Genomic DNA, 15,583 nt, shown 5'->3' with positions numbered 1-15,583 from the left:
GTTACACCTCTGCCAAGTCGCCGTTGTTTTGTAGCCAAGAACGACGGTCATCTGCACGCTTTTTACCTAGCAGCATGTCCATCATTTCCATGGTCGCCGTAGAGTCGTCAATGGTTAACTGCACTAAGCGACGCGTGTTCGGATCCATGGTGGTTTCACGCAACTGAAGTGGGTTCATCTCACCCAGACCTTTGAATCGTTGCACGTTGATTTTGGCTTTCTTCTTCGACAAGCGCTCTAAAATGCCATCTTTTTCATCATCATCGAGGGCGTAGAACACTTCTTTCCCGCAGTCGATTCGATACAGAGGCGGCATCGCCACATAGATATGACCCGCTTCCACTAGTGCGCGGAAGTGACGAGTAAATAGAGCACAAAGCAGCGTTGCGATGTGAAGACCATCCGAGTCCGCATCGGCAAGGATACAGATCTTACCGTAACGAAGACTCTCGAGGTTGTCGCTATCTGGGTCAATACCCAAAGCAACAGAAATATCGTGTACTTCTTGAGACGCAAGAACTTGATCGGCAGAGACTTCCCACGTGTTCAAGATCTTACCACGCAGTGGCATCACGGCTTGGAATTCACGGTCACGTGCCTGTTTTGCCGAGCCACCCGCAGAGTCACCCTCCACAAAGAAGATTTCAGTGCGACTTAAGTCCTGTGCTGAACAGTCGGTCAACTTACCTGGCAGTGCTGGGCCGGACGCCACTTTCTTACGTACGACTTTTTTCGCTGCACGCATACGACGGTGTGCGTTAGCGATACAGACTTCTGCCAATTGCTCTGCGAGCTGAGGCTTTTCGTTCAACCAAAGACTGAACGCATCTTTTACAACGCCAGAGACAAATGCCGCGGTTTGACGAGAAGACAGACGTTCTTTGGTCTGGCCTGCAAATTGCGGGTCTTGAATCTTAACCGACAGCACGTAAGAACAGCGGTCGAAAACGTCATCACCCGTTAGCTTCACACCACGAGGTAATAGATTACGGAACTCACAGAATTCGCGCATCGCTTCCAACAAGCCTTGGCGTAAACCATTAACGTGCGTACCACCTTGAGCGGTTGGGATTAGGTTAACGTAGCTTTCGGTGATCATCTCACCGCCTTCTGGCTGCCAAATTACCGCCCAGTTTGCCGCTTCGGTATCCGCCAAGAACTCACCAGTAAATGGTTCTTCAGGAATAACTGGATAGCCTTTTACACCTTCCGCAAGATAGTCTTTCAAACCATCTTCGTAGTACCACTTATAGTCTTTGTCATTAACTTTGTCGGTTAATGTGATTTCTAAGCCCGGACACAAAACCGCTTTTGCACGCAGGTTGTTGACTAAGCGCGTCACAGAGAAGTTAGCCGAATCGAAGTACTTCGCATCAGGCCAGAAATGTACGCTGGTACCGCGATTGCGACGACCACATGTGCCAGTTACGGTCAGATCAGACACTTTCTCGCCGTGTTCAAATGCAATTTCATACACTTGACCATCACGACGAACTGTTACTTCAACGCGTTTTGACAACGCGTTTACTACAGATATACCTACCCCGTGCAAACCACCAGAGAATTGGTAGTTTTTGTTAGAGAACTTACCACCCGCATGTAGCTTACATAGAATTAGCTCTACGCCTGATACTTTCTCTTCTGGGTGGATATCAACAGGCATGCCTCGACCATCATCGATCACTTCGAGTGATTGGTCAGCATGTAGGATGACTTGTACTTTTGAGGCATGTCCGGCTAGCGCTTCATCGACACTGTTGTCGATAACTTCTTGGCCCAAATGGTTTGGGCGCGCTGTATCCGTATACATCCCTGGTCGGCGACGTACTGGCTCTAAGCCATTCAGTACTTCAATGGCACCAGCATTATATTGTTCAGTCATAATACGGAATTATTCTCAAAGTTTACTTGTTGCCTGAGTATCACCAATGGGCGTACCCATACTCAGGAAACGAAAAAGCCACCCTGTTCACATCACTAAGAGTTTGTAAACATGATGCATAACAAAGTAGCCAGGGTCCTCGACCCTTAAGATCTTTTGGCAAAACATAGTCGGAAAGCATACCGCCCATGTCAAGAAACGGTTGGATATATCAATAAAAACTATGAGCCTTTTCCAATCGCTTTCGAATTACAGTTCTAGAAATTCGATAATCTGTGCAGGATAACGCTCAAAGCCTACAAAACTGTGATCACCGCCTTGTTCTACTGTTTGCTTAGCGTCTGCAAACTTATCTACCGCTTGTCGATAGTCTAAAACCTCATCTTCTGTTTGTTGCAATAACCAAAAAGAATGTGGCGACGCGATGCTTTGTACATCAAGAGCTTTTAACTCGTCAATATGACAAGCTTCAAGTGTATAGGTTTCATGCGTATATGGGTTAGTTTGCTTACCCAAATAATCTACTAGCAACTCATAAGGCTTGACTGCGGGGTTGACCACTACCGCTTTAAACCCAAACTTGTCATTTAGCCACGTTGACATAAAACCGCCTAATGAACTGCCCACTAGACCAATTTTATAGTCGTCTTTATATTGCTCGATAATATCCAACAACATTTTCGCCGCTTGCTGAGGATAACAAGGTAACTGGGGAACAATCACCTTGATATCAGACCTATGTTGCTCGCAGTAGGCTCTCATCACATTCGCTTTCATGGAGAGTGGAGAGCTATTAAAGCCATGGATATAGAGAAGAAGTGAAGGTTTACTCATAGATATCTCGCACAAAAAAGCGAGCCCGAACAGAGAGCTCGGGCGCGTTAGTAGCCGTTAGAAGAGAAGTCTGGTTGGAACTGGCCATCAGGAAGCCGACCTACTTGGGTCGTAATATCGCCACAAGCGTGTAGTTGCAGCTCCCGCCAACCAGGCGAAGTGGTATCAAGGGCAAAATCATCCGAGTTAGGCTTAAACTGAACACAAGTTGAGGGTGTTGCCATCACTCGAATACCCTTGTGAAGCACATTCATATCTTGATGAACATGGCCACAGAGAATGCCTTTCACGTTATCAAAACGCTCGACAACCTGCCAAAACGCTTCGGCATCTTTTAAAGTATGTTGATCAAGCCACGCGCTTCCCACCAGTAACGGGTGATGATGCAACAAAACAAGTGTGTGTCTTTCTGGGTGTTCGGCTAGCTTTTCTTCGAGTAGCGTTAATTGCTGATCACTCAAGCGCCCATGAGGAACGCCAACCACTTGCGAGTCTAAAAGAATTAACTGCCAATACTCGCCAAGCAATACATGCTCTGCGGCTTTGATTTGTGGCGAAGGCAAAACACTGCCCATATTAGGCTTGTAATCATGATTACCAGGTAGCCAAAAACAGTCTTTCTCTAGCGGTTCAATGCCGTTGGCAAAGCGCTGATAAGATTCTGCACTATGGTCTTGGGAAATATCGCCCGTCGCCAAAATGTAATCAAACGCCACGTTGCGGCGTAAAACATCAGCAACAACAGCATTAAAGCTATCGACTGTTTTTACGCTTAGCAAACTTCCCTCATCGGCAGCAAACAGATGAGTATCCGTAATTTGTAAAAGTTTGATGCTGTCACTAGATGATTGCAAAATGAAAACCTGATTCGTCCACTATATCGATATTTGTTATTTTCCTTTAGTGACGTGACGATCAATTGAAGGCAAGTGGTGTTCTACTGATACCACTTCGTAAACAAAACGTCAGCCATTCACCGAGGAATGTGTTTAATTGATGCTTTTCATCTTTCTGCATCAGTTGGTCATTGGGATAATCATACTTAGCTTTTATGCGAGAGAACTCTCCGCTTGAGCATACTTCGGCTACTCTCGCATCATGATAAAGCCTGACAGACATCGTCGGTAAAGGAAACACTGGCGTTTCATCACTCTGACATATCTCAACAACTGTGGTGTATTTTGTGATTTCATTCACGGTCAATTGGTAAACCATGTTCGCCGCTTGGTAGCAACGTACATCCCCAACTTCGGCAGAAGCAGGCAATAAGGCGTTCAACTTAGCGTAGTTGGTCTCATACGTTCTCATAAGACCAGCTAAATCAACATGATATTGTTGTTTTTCAGCCAATTGTGCCATTACTCACTCTCCACCGTTTGGGATTGTCCCCATTCTGACTTTAACTCTTGATGGTGTAATTGCAGCCATTGCAACGCAATAATCGACGCACCATTTTCAAATTTTCCGTCCTTCACCCATTGATACGCCGTTTCACGACTCATGACATGAACCCGGATATCTTCATTCTCATAGTCTAAACCATGAATGCCGTGCGCTTTAGACGCATCCACTTCACCAACAAAGACGTCTAGCTTTTCCGAGCAACCACCAGCCGAAGGATAATAGGACGTAACAGGTACAACGCGCCCCACCTGAATCCCCGCTTCTTCGACAGCCTCTCGACGAATTACGGCTTCAGCAGATTCATCGCGGTCAATCATACCGGCGACAATTTCTAGCTGCCAAGGGTGTTCATGTTCCAACGCGCCAATACGAATCTGTTCAATGATTACGACCTGGTCCGTCTTTGGATCATAAGGAAGCATCGCTGCTGCGTGACCACGCTCGAACATTTCTCGTTCGACAACTCCACTCCAACCACCAGCAAATAGCCTATGCTGAAAGCGGTATTTCACCATTTTGAAAAAACCTTCAAATAAGGTTTCTTTCGAGATGACTTTTACATCTCGCGAAGTAAAATCTTGTTGTTGTTTGTCACGCTGTTGCATTCAACACCTCTCTGAGTGAATCCTGTAGTTTACTCATTGTTATTCGCTTGCTCAAAGGACTTGGCTCAACTTTTTGTATAATAGTTACAAATTAATTTAAGTCTTTGCTAAAAATTTATTGCACAAGTGGATAATTACGTGTAAAAAAGTGCAAACTTTAGAGTAAATATCGTGCAAATTGAGTTAAACTACTGAGAATTAACCAATCTATGGACCGCGGGAATAGAAAATGAAAAAATTGCTTCCACTATTTATCAGTGCAGCGCTAGGTAGCATGAGTACGTCTGCGTTCGCAGACTCTTTGGCTGAAATCTACGACTTGGCAAAACAAAATGATCCACAATTGCTCAGTGTAGCAGCACAACGTGACCAAGCTTTCGAAGCAATCACCTCAAGCCGTAGTGCTCTATTACCACAAATTAACCTTACTGCGGGTTACAATTTAACTCGTGGTGATACTGAATACGATTCAAATCTAATTAGCGACGTATCAAACGATGGCAACGCACTAACCGCTGGCGTTAGCTTTTCACAAGCACTTTACAACCGCGCATCTTGGATCTCTCTAGATACTGCTGAGAAAAGTGCTCGCCAAGCAGACGCAACTTACGCAGCGACGCAACAGGCACTGATTCTTCGCGTGTCACAAGCGTATTTTGAAGTTCTACGCGCACAAGATAATCTTGTTTTCGTACGTGCAGAAAAAGCCGCGGTTGGCCGTCAACTTGAGCAAACTAAACAACGTTTTGAAGTAGGTTTGTCTGCAATCACTGACGTGCATGACGCACAAGCTCAGTACGACCAAGTGCTAGCGGACGAAGTGTTGGCAGAAAACGCGCTAACTAATAGCTACGAGTCACTGCGTGAAATTACAGGCCAAGAGCACAAAGATCTCAACATTTTGGACACTGGCCGCTTCACTGCTAGCCCATCGACCGTACCAGCTGAATCGCTCATTGATGAAGCAAAAACCAAAAACCTGACCTTGCTATCTTCACGTATTCTTCAAGACATTGCGCGTGACAATATTTCACTAGCAAGCTCTGGCCACCTACCAACGCTCTCTCTAGACGGTGGTTACAACTACGGTGATACTTCTCATAGCTCTCGTGATAACACGACAGACAACTTCAATATTGGTGTGAACCTTGCAGTACCGCTATACACAGGTGGTAACGTAACCTCTCAAACCAAACAAGCTGAATACGCGTACGTGGCAGCAAGCGAAGATCTTGAAGCACAGTACCGTAGCGTAGTAAAAGATGTTCGCGCACAAAACAACAACATTAACGCCTCTATCGGCGCATTACGTGCGTATGAGCAAGCGGTTATTTCTGCACGCTCTGCACTAGAAGCAACAGAAGCTGGCTTTGATGTAGGTACTCGTACTATCGTTGATGTACTGGACGCGACTCGTCGTCTATACGATGCGAACAAAAACCTATCGAACGCTCGTTACGACTACATTTTAAGTGTTCTTCAGCTACGCCAAGCAGTTGGTACGCTAAGCGAACAAGACATCTTAGACGTTGATGCAGGTTTGAAAGCGGCAAAATAACCGCGAATTGAATACTTCAGGTCTTAATAAATAAAAACGCCAGTTGAGTTATCAGCTGGCGTTTTTTATTACTTGTAGTTCAGAGCCTAAAAGTGCCTCTGAACTAAAAGTATCAAAAAGGCCGCACTTAGCGACCTTTATGAGCAAATAGCATTTCAATGCTAACAAACAGCAGGCTTAGCCCTTACCGCCTTTGATTGCATTAATGATTTCACTGGTCGAGCAGCCATCTTCAAAGTTCAATACACGAACTTCACCACCCGCCGCAATGACTTCTTTACCACCAGCAATCTCTTCTGGTTTGTAGTCACCGCCTTTTACTAGCAGGCTTGGTAGAACTTCTGAGATCAAACGCTGCGGCGTATCTTCACTAAATGGTACAACCCAATCCACAGCGCCCAAACCTGCCAACACCGCCATGCGGCGATCGGTTGGGTTTACCGGACGACCAGGGCCTTTAAGGCGTTTTACTGACTCATCGGTATTTACCGCAACGATTAGGCGATCGCCCAGTTCAGCAGCATGGTTTAAGTAAGACACATGCCCTGCGTGTAGAATATCAAAGCAGCCATTTGTCATAACGACTTTCTCGCCACGAGCTCGTGCTTTTTTCACCGCTTCGATCAGTGCTTTTTCTGAAATCACACCGTAATCCGTGTCTTGGCTGCCATGTACCGCTTCTGCTAATTCAATCTCAGAAAGCGTTGACGTGCCTAGTTTACCAACTACAACACCTGCCGCTGCGTTTGCTAGTGCACACGCTTCTTCAAATGATTTGCCTGCGGCAACAGACGCTGCCAATACAGAGATAACCGTGTCGCCCGCACCTGTCACGTCGTACACTTCTTTCGCTTGAGTTGGAAGGTGGAACGGTTCCTGACCACGACGAATCAAGGTCATTCCGTTTTCGCTGCGTGTCACTAAAAGCGCTTCAAATTCAAACTCTTCAACCAAAGCCAGTGCTTTCTCTACTAGCTCTTGGTCAGATTTCACTTTACCTACAACGTCTTCGAACTCTTTCATGTTTGGCGTAAGAAGTGTTGCGCCACGGTAGCGTTCAAAATCCGCACCTTTCGGGTCAATGAAAACCGGAATATTTGCTGCGCGCGCTTTTTGAATGTATGCCTGAACATGCTCTAACGAGCCTTTTGCATAGTCAGACATAATCACGGCTTTAACGTTTGGCAGTGCGGCATCCATTCGAGATAACACTGGCGCAGAATCTGTGTTTTCAAACTTGTCTTCGAAGTCGAGACGAATAAGCTGTTGTCCACGGCTCATTACACGAAGCTTCGTAATCGTTGGGTAATCAGGCAGTGCAACGAAATCGCACTTCACATTGAGTGAGCTCAGCGTCTCCGTCAGCACTTTTGCAGGCTCATCTTCCCCAGTTAGACCAACAATGTGAGCATGGCCACCTAGTGATGCGATGTTCATCGCAACGTTCGCAGCACCACCAGGACGCTCTTCATTGTTTTCTACTTTTACAACAGGAACCGGCGCTTCAGGAGAAATGCGCCCGGTTGGGCCATACCAGTAACGATCTAGCATGACATCACCGATGATGAGCACACCAGCGCTGTTGTAATCAGGTAGAATTGGTTTCATTGTTGGTCTCCAAAAATTAAATCGAAGTGAGTTTATCACAGCCCTTATCGAGGCTAAATATATGGTCTTAACTGAACCACTGATTCCAAGCCTGTTTTACCCACTCCCTTTCGGCAACAAACTTATCTTCCACCACATCAGCGTCTAAATTGAGTAGATTTCGGCGGTGTATTTCGTTGCGCATTGTCGTGTAAGCACGTATCAACTGCATTGCTTGGTCTTCGTCCATGACATTTTGCGCAATGAGCGTTTCAAAGATGCGCACATTATCACACCAACGCGTCAATTTCGGCTTATCGTGACTATAGTTGAGCACTAGGTACTGAGCGAGAAATTCGATATCGGTAATCCCACCTACATCTTGCTTGAGCATAAAGCGGCCTGGCTTTTTCCCCCCAAGATGACCGCGCATTTTTTCTCTCATTTCGACAACGTCTTTTTTCAGTTCAGCTTGATCGCGTGCTTTGCACAACACATCATGCCGCGTATTGTGAAATGCGATCGCCAGTGATTCATCACCATAAATCATGCGCGCGCGGACAAGTGCTTGATGCTCCCATGTCCACGCGTCTTGATGTTGATAGTCGTCGAACGCGTCCGTTGGGCTAACCAACAAACCCGATGCACCGGACGGACGCAATCGGGTATCGACCTCGTATAAAATACCGGAAGCGGTGCGAGTGGAGAAAATATGAATGATACGCTGTGCTAAACGAAGGTAGAACTGACGACCATCAATCTCTTTTTTGCCGTCAGTGTAGACATTGACTGGGCAGTCATGCATGAAGACAATATCCAAGTCGGAGTTATAGCCGAGCTCCCACCCTCCGACTTTACCATAACCAATTACAGCAAAGCCTTTGCCTTCACGATCTTTCACATGCGTTGGCTCGCCATACTTTTCAGACACTTGAAACCAAGCCTGACTGATCACCGCATCCACGATAGCTTCCGCTAAATAAGTTAAATGGTCACTCACTTTCATCACTGGCAATGCGCCAGCAATATCTGCCGCTGCAATACGCAAAATACAAATTTGCTTAAACTGACGCAACGCTTCCATTTGCTGTTCCATATCATCTTCAGGAATACGTGCCAAATAATCACGTAGCTCTGTACGGTAACTGTCTAATGGAATGGGATTGTACAGCTGCGCAGGGTCGATTAACTCATCAAGCAAGATAGGATAACGAGACAGCTGCTCTGAAATCATTGGGCTTGCGGTACACAAACGTACGAGCTGCACCAGAGCCGCTGGATGCTCATCCAATAATTCCAAGTAAGTTGTGCGAGTGCAGATGTTGTGTAGCAAGTGAAGTACACGAGATAAACCAAACTGTGCATCAGGATGGGCAAAGACCGCATCAAACACTTTCGGCATCAAACGATTGAGCACTTCGCGTCCACGTGGGCCTAACGTTTTTTTGGCCAGATCGGTTTTAAAGTTGATGATGGTTTTCGCGCATGAAGCAAAGTCTTCAATCTGAATATCCTGCTGCAAGATATGCTCAAGAACGTCTTGTTTGTCGGCCATATCCCATAGCTCATGAAAATGACGAGCAACAGTAGTCCCCTCGTCTTCTTCATCATCACCAATTAGTGATTCAAAAACTTGGTGAACATTTGCCATATGCTGCTGGGTTTGCTCAATTAATTGCTCCCAACAGCTCATTTTCATCGCAGTGGCGAGCTTTAAGCGTTCGGTTTCGCAATCAGGCAGCGTCTGGGTTTGCTTATCCGCCATTGCTTGCAACAAGTTTTCTAATTGACGCAAGTACTTGTATGCAGCTTCTAGATCGCTGACTTCTTTTGGAGTAAGCAATGCCAGTTCTTCAATGCCTTGCAGCGTTTCCAACAGCCCTCGATTACGCAAAGAAGGCTCTCGACCACCTCGAATCAATTGAAAAACTTGAGCGATAAATTCAATTTCTCGGATGCCACCCGCACCTAGCTTAATGTTGTTATTCAACCCTCGGCGGCGAACCTCGCTACTGATCATCGACTTCATTCGTCGCAAAGATTGAATCGCACTGAAATCAATATAACGACGAAAAACAAAAGGGCGCAGCATTTGGCGTAGCTCTTGATACTGCGGGTACATCTCACATCCCATCACCCGAGCTTTGATCATCGCGTAACGTTCCCAATCTCGCCCCTGCTCTTGGTAATAATCTTCAAGTGCGGCATAGCTCATTACCAAGGGGCCACTTTCTCCAAATGGGCGAAGTCGCATGTCGACGCGGTAGCAAAAACCATCGAAGGTTTGTTGGTCGAGCGCTTTGATGATGCGTTGACCAAGACGAGTAAAGAACTGGGCATTAGCAATGCTTCGGCGTGCGCCTTGGGTTTCGCCATTCTCTGGGTACGTGAAAATTAAATCAATATCGGAAGAAAAGTTTAGCTCGCCACCACCCAGTTTCCCCATACCGATAATTAACATCGGCTGCACTTCACCGTCCTCACTTGTTGGCGTGCCCCACTCCTGACAACACACTTGATATTGCCATTGATAGGTTTCAAAAATCATCGCTTCTGCCAACTCAGATAAGTGGCTTAAAGACGTCTCTAGCGACCATGCATGCGTGAAATCCTTCCACGCAATGTACACCATTTCTCGGTTGCGAAACTGACGCAACACGCGATGGCCAGACATCTCATCAGGACATTGTTCCAACAGTTCAGCAAGGCGTGAGCGGTAAGACTCCTGACGACTTGGCTGCGCTAACATACTTGGCAACTCACGGGCTAGGACTTCATCGCGATGAATGGCTTCGGTTATAAATTGGCTTAAGCCCGCCACATAACGAAATTGCTGCGCAACCTCATCGGGCCAAAGGGGAAAATAACCTGCGTCTTGGGCGTTTTGTACGGCAGATTCAGCGATAGAAATCAGTGGCGAAGGCAGCTGCATTTTTCTTCCTTGTTTGAAAAGCACGGTAACTCATTCTTTATACCAGACTGAAAGCAAATAAAAACGCCCACAAAAGGTTTGTGGGCGTTTTATCAAAAGTTCGGGATCGAATATTAAACTTGGAAAGATTTAATCTTCTTGTCTAGCTCACCTGCATTATTTTGCATCATTTCAGAGGTTTCTAGCAGCTCGGTAACAACAACAACTGAGGCTTCCACCAACTCACGTACATTGGTGAGGTTTTGGCTCATCTCTTCTGCAACACTGCTTTGTTGACCAGACGCCGTCGCGATCTGGAAGTTCATGTCATTGATTTGCGTCACTTGCCCAACAATACCATCGAGCTCAGATCCAGCATTAGAAACCAGCTCGTTTCCATCTGCCGCTTCTACAACGCTTTTTTCCATGAGTTCTACCGCAGATTCAGCACTGGTTTGCAGCTGTGCGATCATCTCTTGAATTTCTACCGTCGCTTGTTGTGTGCGTTGGGCAAGGTTACGAACTTCATCTGCAACCACAGCAAAACCCCGCCCAGCCTCGCCAGCTCGCGCCGCTTCAATCGCCGCATTCAGTGCAAGCAGGTTGGTTTGTTCAGAAATGCCTTGAATCGTCCCCACAACGCTACCAATGGCTTCAACACGTTCTTCAACTTGGTTAACCGCTTGTGCCGATGAAGCGATATCCGACGAAAGTTCACTCATTTTCGCCATTGTACTTTGCAAGAACTGCTGACCAGAAATTGCTTGTGCGGAAGCTTGCTCTGTTAGAGAAGATGCCGTCTGGGCATGTTCCGCAACCGTTTGGACCGTCGACGACATCTCACTCATCGCCGTAGCAAGTTGATCAATTTCGTTAAACTCTTCTTGCGCCGATTCCTTCGTTTCCGACATGCTCAGAGTCATGACTTCGGTGAGCGTTGATAATTCATCAGACGCATTAATTTGCATTTGAATCACATCGTGCAATTGTCGACGTGTCTTTTCTAATTCACGTGCCACGTCTCCGTATTCATCTTTACAATCCATACCAAATGGAACAGAGAGGTTCTTGCTCGCCATCAGTTTGATCGCGTCGCTCAGATACTGTGTTTGACGCAACATCACTCTAGCCGCCGCTAATAAGAGCACGACAAAAACCACTATCAATAAGGCGGTTTGCCAAGCAACTTGCGTTAAGTATGCTTCATAATGCTGTTGGGCAACTTGCGCGTTTTGTGTCGCCGCTAAAAGTGAGTCGTAAAAAGTGTTTGCGTCCCACAGTTGTTTTGCCACGATCAGGACAGTACTGAAGACCATCAACATGACCATTTTAGGCACCAGTCGAATGTCGGATATGACCCTTTCCCATGGCTTAAATGCCAGCTTTTCCATTGTCAGTTCTCCACCGAGTCTTATATAGTCTTTATCTATAATCTTTATATTACTTATAATTATGTTCGCGCTTTGCGTGGTTACGCGATTTATTTTGAGCTTCGTATGAAAAACAATGATATCAAAGACAGCACACGACCGATGGGCCTGTTGTCACTAATATTGTCTTTTATGGCACTATTTGTGATCTCTGGCTTGTTGTTTTTCCCGATCGATCACGAAACCCGTCAAGTTCTTATCGGTCTGGATTTCATAATCTGTAGTATTTTTCTACTACAGCTCACCATTGATTTGATCCGGTCCACAGATCGCTGGTTATTCCTTAAACGTCATTGGATAGATTTCGTGGCGAGCATCCCATTGATAGAGCCCCTGCGCTTTGCTCGTATTTTTCATATTATGCGAGTGGTATTAGTACTGCGTTCGTCAAAGTTCATTTTGCATCAGCTCAAAGAAAACCGCCGCGAAACCACGGTCGCCTCTATACTGCTATTGATGGTTATCCTCATAACACTCGGTTCTAGTGCAATGCTGTTTATCGAAGCGAAAAACCCAGAAGCGAATATTCGTACTGGCGCCGATGCTTTGTGGTGGGTATTTGTAACAATCTCAACGGTTGGTTACGGCGATCATTATCCAGTGACCTCCATAGGAAAGTTTTTGGCTGTCATCATCATTGTTTGCGGGGTGGGTATCTTTGGTATGATCTCGGGTCTTATCACCTCTATCCTTACTGCCCCAACGAAACAACAGACGCACAGTTCAATCAATAAAGAACGTATGCTCGAGCAGCTCCTAAGCCAACAAGCGCAAATACTAGAACGACTCGATTTCATGGAAAAAGAGCTACAACAACGTAAAACAGAGACAAAAAAATAGGACCATGCGGTCCTATTTTTTTGTTCTTATCACCAGAACGATCATTCACGCCAATAAGGCTGAACTTCCACACTGATCGCTCGGGTTTGATCCATTGCATGCAAAATTGAGCGCTCTTGACGGTGCAACCAGCGTTCTAACTGCTCTTTTTCTGCGTCTTCCAGCATATCAACCAACGGGAGTAAGTGGTTCAGCATTAGCAGATCATCGATACCATGCACTAGATCCGCCCATGGTAAACGGAAGCTGTTACGCTCATCCGAGTTATACAAACTCGCGAAACCAATACCAGTATAGAGGTTACGCAATAAGCGATAACGCTGATCAACGTACTCTTGCGCCGTCAAATCGCGCTCTGCTGGGAAAGCTTCCATTAGCTCAGCCCAAGTGCGATCGAGCTGAGTAACTGAAAACGGCATGATGTTACTTGCCATTTTTTCACGTGCTTTTTCATCAAGAAATGGCTGCCAACCGCGTGCTAAGATCCAGCGGCTTAGATCCAGCAGTAACCCTGTGTAACGCGCGGAATTGAGCAACCCTAGCACTTCTTCACGGCTTGGCAACTCTTGTAACTGCTGAGTCAGCTCAGATACTAAGAACTTACGCGCATCCAACTTACGCAGCACATTGCCTTTGTCATCTAAGAGCTCTTCAAGGTGTGCATGCTCATCTAACCAACTCAGTTCTTCTTCCAACCATTTAAGCTCTTGGCGCAGAATCGCGCTCGCGCGACGAGGGACAATCCCGCCAAAAATGGTCAATGTTTGACGAATGAAACGAATGGCATTACTGATTTCACGCAGTGCTTCCACGCTGTCACGCTCAGCATAAATTTGCTCGTGATAATGCCAATGAGACAAAGCGTGCTCTAAAGAGTTGATCAAGCAAAATTCAACGGTATCCGTCGGACTACTGTCCACAAGTGCCAATGATTTTACTTCATCACCCGCATAACCGCTTGCAAGTCGATAACCTTTCGCCGCTTTGCTCAAGTTACCCAAGCGCATACCACCTTGCTCGCAAAAGCTGCGTGCCAGTGTGAATAAAGCTTCGGTTTGGCCAGACTTAAGTTCCAGTTCAACTTCGCAAATTGGCTCTTGCTTCTCTTCTTCGTCTTCACCTTTGGCTACAACTAAGCCTTGGTCAAAAGCAACTTCAATCTGACTGCCATCGGGCATGCCAATCAGCCATTGTTCACGTGTGAAGTTGGTCGAGAATAATGGCATAAGCTCGGATTGCAGCGTTTCTGCATCTTTACCTGGAGGCCAAATATCTAGAGGATGAAGCGACAGATTAGGCTCGTCGCTAGTGTGCTCAGCATTGTATTCTGGTCTTTGATGTAAGCCTGCGACGACGCGTCCTGCTGTCTTTACGGTTTGGACGAATACATCATCAAAACGGCGAATTCTTAAACCAATGTCGTGCTTTCGAAGCCATTTATCGGCAGTATCAAAATAGGTGTTACCCAAGTCACGACAACTATGCTGAAGTACTTTTGTCTCAGAAATTTTTTCTTTTAAAGTTTCTGAAAATTCAGGAGAAACAAAAAACTTCAGTTCTATTTCGGTTTCCATAGCTATACCTTTCAAAGCAGATAGAAACAGGATATTGCGTAATTTCTCACACGGCAAGAGAGAAATATCGCCGGATTGATGATCTAAAACAGTTTTAATGAGCGATTTAATGCGTTACCATGCGCGCCTTTATAGCCATCGTTCAACATTTCGCCAAGCACTCAGAAATGGTGTATGTTTTTTTAAGGTTATAGTTATTAGGTTGAATGACCATGCCAGTAAATACAATTATGGGGTTATTTGCAAAGTCCCCAATTAAGCCTTTGCAACGCCACGTTGTGTGTGTCAACGAATGTTGTTCACACTTGGTGAAATTCTTTGAAGTATCTTCAAAGGGTGATTGGGAAAAAGCAGCAGAAATCCGTGCACAAATTTCTCACCTAGAGAAAGAAGCGGATGTGCTGAAACGTGAAATCCGTCTAAAACTGCCTCGCGGTTTGTTCATGCCAGTCGACCGTACTGACATGCTTGAGCTTTTGACTCAACAGGACAAACTTGCAAACCTGGCAAAAGACATTGCTGGCCGTGTATATGGTCGTCAACTTGTCATCCCTGAGGCTCTCCAACCAAACTTCCTCGCTTACGTTCAACGTTGTCTTGATGCTGCCGATCAGGCGCAAAAGGTAATCAATGAACTTGATGAATTGCTAGAAACCGGCTTCAAAGGCCGTGAAGTGACGCTCGTCGCTGAAATGATTCATCAATTAGACGTTATCGAAGATGATACCGATGCCATGCAGATTGAACTTCGCCAACAGTTGATGGTGATTGAAGCTGACATGAACCCTATCGATGTCATGTTCCTATACAAGATTCTTGAATGGGTAGGTGGTATTGCCGACCAAGCGCAGCGCGTAGGTGCTCGTTTGGAAGTCATGCTATCTCGATCTTAAAACATAAAGTTAACGACATAACGAAGAGCATAATTAACACGTGTCATAGGGACGATGACTATTTT

12 protein-coding genes are annotated in these 15,583 nt (G+C 45.8%); 3 read left to right on the top strand and 9 right to left on the bottom strand.

Annotation, left to right across the window (positions count from 1 at the left end; all coding sequences use genetic code 11):
* Position 1: 1 nt before the first annotated feature.
* The 5 genes from parE to nudF all read right to left on the bottom strand — a co-directional run bounded on the left by parE (position 2) and on the right by nudF (position 4,725).
* Positions 2 to 1,882 (bottom strand): DNA topoisomerase IV subunit B, encoded by a 1,881-nt coding sequence (gene parE / locus R7Z47_RS14375; RefSeq protein ID WP_005379872.1) that lies wholly within the window; start codon positions 1,880 to 1,882, stop codon positions 2 to 4.
* Between the two features lie 249 nt (positions 1,883 to 2,131).
* Complete coding sequence (gene yqiA, locus R7Z47_RS14370) at positions 2,132 to 2,716, bottom strand: esterase YqiA (RefSeq protein ID WP_005379875.1); 585 nt, start codon at positions 2,714 to 2,716, stop codon at positions 2,132 to 2,134.
* A gap of 47 nt (positions 2,717 to 2,763) precedes the next feature.
* Positions 2,764 to 3,570, bottom strand: a complete 807-nt coding sequence (gene cpdA, locus R7Z47_RS14365; RefSeq protein WP_047101984.1) for a 3',5'-cyclic-AMP phosphodiesterase — start codon at positions 3,568 to 3,570, stop codon at positions 2,764 to 2,766.
* Positions 3,571 to 3,631: 61 nt separating this feature from the next.
* Complete coding sequence (locus R7Z47_RS14360) at positions 3,632 to 4,075, bottom strand: DUF1249 family protein (RefSeq protein ID WP_017633603.1); 444 nt, start codon at positions 4,073 to 4,075, stop codon at positions 3,632 to 3,634.
* Positions 4,075 to 4,725, bottom strand: coding sequence for an ADP-ribose diphosphatase (gene nudF, locus R7Z47_RS14355; protein WP_017820247.1), 651 nt, complete (start codon positions 4,723 to 4,725; stop codon positions 4,075 to 4,077). Before nudF ends, R7Z47_RS14360 begins: the two co-directional genes overlap by 1 nt.
* Positions 4,726 to 4,954: 229 nt before the next feature.
* On the opposite strand from nudF, the gene tolC reads away from it, so the two are divergent.
* Positions 4,955 to 6,283: an outer membrane channel protein TolC gene (tolC, locus tag R7Z47_RS14350; RefSeq protein ID WP_005379884.1), complete on the top strand. Its 1,329-nt coding sequence runs from the start codon at positions 4,955 to 4,957 to the stop codon at positions 6,281 to 6,283.
* Between the two features lie 177 nt (positions 6,284 to 6,460).
* Here the strand turns inward: tolC and hldE are convergent, their stop codons facing one another.
* From hldE to R7Z47_RS14335, 3 genes are all read right to left on the bottom strand, one after another.
* Positions 6,461 to 7,891 carry a bifunctional D-glycero-beta-D-manno-heptose-7-phosphate kinase/D-glycero-beta-D-manno-heptose 1-phosphate adenylyltransferase HldE gene (gene hldE, locus R7Z47_RS14345; protein ID WP_017633601.1) on the bottom strand — a complete coding sequence of 477 codons (1,431 nt, stop codon included), beginning with the start codon at positions 7,889 to 7,891 and terminating at the stop codon, positions 6,461 to 6,463.
* Positions 7,892 to 7,958: 67 nt separating this feature from the next.
* Entirely contained in the window at positions 7,959 to 10,802 is a 2,844-nt protein-coding gene (glnE, locus tag R7Z47_RS14340) for a bifunctional [glutamate--ammonia ligase]-adenylyl-L-tyrosine phosphorylase/[glutamate--ammonia-ligase] adenylyltransferase (protein WP_318130179.1), read from the bottom strand.
* A gap of 113 nt (positions 10,803 to 10,915) precedes the next feature.
* Positions 10,916 to 12,172, bottom strand: a complete 1,257-nt coding sequence (locus R7Z47_RS14335) for a methyl-accepting chemotaxis protein (RefSeq protein WP_005379890.1) — start codon at positions 12,170 to 12,172, stop codon at positions 10,916 to 10,918.
* A 105-nt stretch (positions 12,173 to 12,277) separates the two neighbouring features.
* Here R7Z47_RS14335 and R7Z47_RS14330 point away from each other — a divergent pair, with 105 nt between their 5' ends.
* On the top strand, positions 12,278 to 13,051 hold the full coding sequence (locus R7Z47_RS14330; protein ID WP_005387432.1) for a potassium channel family protein: 774 nt from the start codon (positions 12,278 to 12,280) through the stop codon (positions 13,049 to 13,051).
* A 41-nt stretch (positions 13,052 to 13,092) separates the two neighbouring features.
* Here R7Z47_RS14330 and R7Z47_RS14325 read toward each other — a convergent pair whose 3' ends face one another.
* On the bottom strand, positions 13,093 to 14,625 hold the full coding sequence (locus R7Z47_RS14325; protein WP_005379894.1) for an inorganic triphosphatase: 1,533 nt from the start codon (positions 14,623 to 14,625) through the stop codon (positions 13,093 to 13,095).
* Positions 14,626 to 14,837: 212 nt separating this feature from the next.
* On the opposite strand from R7Z47_RS14325, the gene R7Z47_RS14320 reads away from it, so the two are divergent.
* Positions 14,838 to 15,518 (top strand): TIGR00153 family protein, encoded by a 681-nt coding sequence (locus R7Z47_RS14320; RefSeq protein WP_005379896.1) that lies wholly within the window; start codon positions 14,838 to 14,840, stop codon positions 15,516 to 15,518.
* Positions 15,519 to 15,583: the final 65 nt, after the last annotated feature.

This window comes from Vibrio sp. 1641, assembly GCF_033339995.1.
GTDB classification, from domain to species: domain Bacteria; phylum Pseudomonadota; class Gammaproteobacteria; order Enterobacterales; family Vibrionaceae; genus Vibrio; species Vibrio alginolyticus.
This window is presented reverse-complemented; position numbering and strand designations above follow the sequence as displayed.

Excerpts from the sequence above, each read along its gene's own strand:
- parE (WP_005379872.1), bottom strand. The coding sequence starts at position 1,882 with ATGACTGAACAATATAATGCTGGTGCCATTGAAGTACTGAATGGCTTA.
- yqiA (WP_005379875.1), bottom strand. The coding sequence starts at position 2,716 with ATGAGTAAACCTTCACTTCTTCTCTATATCCATGGCTTTAATAGCTCT.
- R7Z47_RS14360 (WP_017633603.1), bottom strand. The coding sequence starts at position 4,075 with ATGGCACAATTGGCTGAAAAACAACAATATCATGTTGATTTAGCTGGT.
- nudF (WP_017820247.1), bottom strand. The coding sequence starts at position 4,725 with ATGCAACAGCGTGACAAACAACAACAAGATTTTACTTCGCGAGATGTA.
- tolC (WP_005379884.1), top strand. The coding sequence starts at position 4,955 with ATGAAAAAATTGCTTCCACTATTTATCAGTGCAGCGCTAGGTAGCATG.
- hldE (WP_017633601.1), bottom strand. The coding sequence starts at position 7,891 with ATGAAACCAATTCTACCTGATTACAACAGCGCTGGTGTGCTCATCATC.
- glnE (WP_318130179.1), bottom strand. The coding sequence starts at position 10,802 with ATGCAGCTGCCTTCGCCACTGATTTCTATCGCTGAATCTGCCGTACAA.
- R7Z47_RS14335 (WP_005379890.1), bottom strand. The coding sequence starts at position 12,172 with ATGGAAAAGCTGGCATTTAAGCCATGGGAAAGGGTCATATCCGACATT.
- R7Z47_RS14330 (WP_005387432.1), top strand. The coding sequence starts at position 12,278 with ATGAAAAACAATGATATCAAAGACAGCACACGACCGATGGGCCTGTTG.
- R7Z47_RS14325 (WP_005379894.1), bottom strand. The coding sequence starts at position 14,625 with ATGGAAACCGAAATAGAACTGAAGTTTTTTGTTTCTCCTGAATTTTCA.
- R7Z47_RS14320 (WP_005379896.1), top strand. The coding sequence starts at position 14,838 with ATGCCAGTAAATACAATTATGGGGTTATTTGCAAAGTCCCCAATTAAG.